This window comes from Neisseria sp. HMSC055H02 (assembly GCF_001813335.1).
GTDB lineage: Bacteria > Pseudomonadota > Gammaproteobacteria > Burkholderiales > Neisseriaceae > Neisseria > Neisseria sicca_C.
Genome location: NZ_KV812110.1, coordinates 1,681 through 3,251 on the forward strand (window position 1 = coordinate 1,681; position 1,571 = coordinate 3,251).

At 38.2% G+C, this 1,571-nt stretch carries 3 protein-coding genes; all 3 read left to right on the plus strand.

Going from position 1 to position 1,571, the window contains the following annotated elements:
- A partial coding sequence (locus tag HMPREF2907_RS12075; protein ID WP_318259100.1) for a polymorphic toxin-type HINT domain-containing protein occupies nt 1–438 on the plus strand: 438 nt, incomplete at its 5' end.
- A gap of 6 nt (nt 439–444) precedes the next feature.
- A complete protein-coding gene (locus HMPREF2907_RS08670; protein ID WP_070682177.1) occupies nt 445–714 on the plus strand; it encodes a hypothetical protein in 270 nt (89 codons plus the stop codon).
- A 159-nt stretch (nt 715–873) separates the two neighbouring features.
- Nucleotides 874–1,419 (plus strand): suppressor of fused domain protein, encoded by a 546-nt coding sequence (locus HMPREF2907_RS08675; RefSeq protein WP_070682180.1) that lies wholly within the window; start codon nt 874–876, stop codon nt 1,417–1,419.
- The last annotated feature ends 152 nt before the right edge of the window (nt 1,420–1,571 follow it).

Genomic DNA, 1,571 nt, shown 5'->3' on the forward strand with positions numbered 1-1,571 from the left:
GCGGAAGATTTGAAAGCGGGAAGCAGGCTGCATTCCGAAAGCGGCACAGAGCAGACCGTTCAAAGCATTACCGTCAAACAAGAACCGCTGCAAGCCTACAATCTGACCGTTGCCGACTGGCATACTTACTTCGTCAAGGGTGATAAGGCGGAAACGGAAGGGGTTTGGGTTCATAATGCTTGTCCTCCCAAAAGAGCTCCCGAATACCATGCAGGAACTGTATCTGAATCTACTTTTTTAAATTCAGCTGAGAAATGGCTAGGGAAAAACTATAAGTCATATCCAAATGGTCGATATGTATCACAAGATGGAATGCGACAGGTACGATATGGTCATCATGAAACAAATTCATCTACGCATCATGGTCATTTTGAATCATATGACAAACCCAATGGACGTGTAATAGAAAATAGTGTAGTAACAATTATTCAGGATTAAAAAATTATGAGTGTAAAAGAATTATTCAAAGTTATCTTAGATAAAAATAAAGATTTTCCTATTAGAACGATTCATCGCACTCCAATGGGGATACTTCCCAAACCTGTTGCTTTAAGTATTGTTCAATATGAAGATGACCAAGGATTTTATTTATTTTATTTGGATGAGACCGGTCAGGAACAAACGGATACTTATCATGACACATTAGATTCGGCATTTAAACAGGCTGAATTTGAATTTGGAATTAGAAAAGAAGAATGGATACAAAGATCTTAGGTATCAAACGTAAGATGGGTTGAAAAACTCAACAATCAAAAGGTCGTCTGAAACCATGTTTGGTTTTTCAGACGACCTTTCCGTCAATAAAAAATGGCGATATTGGAGCTCAACCCAGCCTACGGCTTGCTGGAATAGGGATGAAAGGTTTAAGAAAAAATGATTATAGTTGAACATTTAGAGCATTATTTGGGTGAAATCGAAAGCGGTATAAAATGCTTGGATCGGCGTTATCATCTCAGCGTTTCCGTATTCCCATCACAACCATATAAAGGGGCAACTACTTTTTCTACTTTAGGCTTGAATCGATATGACTTGAACTATAAGAGTAGGTTTGAATTAATTTTTACCTGTTCTGAAGAATGGAATAAAGAAAATATTGCAGCTTTTCTATCAGGAGTAGCTGAATATTTGATTGACAATAGAAAACCTATTTTAAGAGGTGAAATTATTCAATTACCTAGGGTAATTATCGAAGGTAGCAAAATGGACGCACTGTATGTTTCCGCCCCATTTTATTTCGACGATGATTTTCAGGTCTGTTATGGCGAACACTACAATACCGTTTTTCCTTTGCTTGTCCCGTTGTATAAACAGGAAGCGGAATTGGTGGAAAAAAAGGGTTGGAATGCTTTTGAGCAGTTCTTGCTGGATAATGAAGTTGACAACCTTTCGGATATGAATAGGAAACCGTTTGTTTGGTAAGGGCTTTCTTAAATTTGATCAAAGGTCGTCTGAAATTAAGCTTGTTTTTCAGACGACCTTTCCTTCATTTGAAGCAGGATATTGGGAATTAAGTTTTTCAAAAATCCTACACCTGCTCCTTACGCGGCAGCACCCTGGTCAAAACGGCAGAC

Excerpts from the sequence above, each read along its gene's own strand:
- HMPREF2907_RS08670 (WP_070682177.1), top strand. The coding sequence starts at position 445 with ATGAGTGTAAAAGAATTATTCAAAGTTATCTTAGATAAAAATAAAGAT.
- HMPREF2907_RS08675 (WP_070682180.1), top strand. The coding sequence starts at position 874 with ATGATTATAGTTGAACATTTAGAGCATTATTTGGGTGAAATCGAAAGC.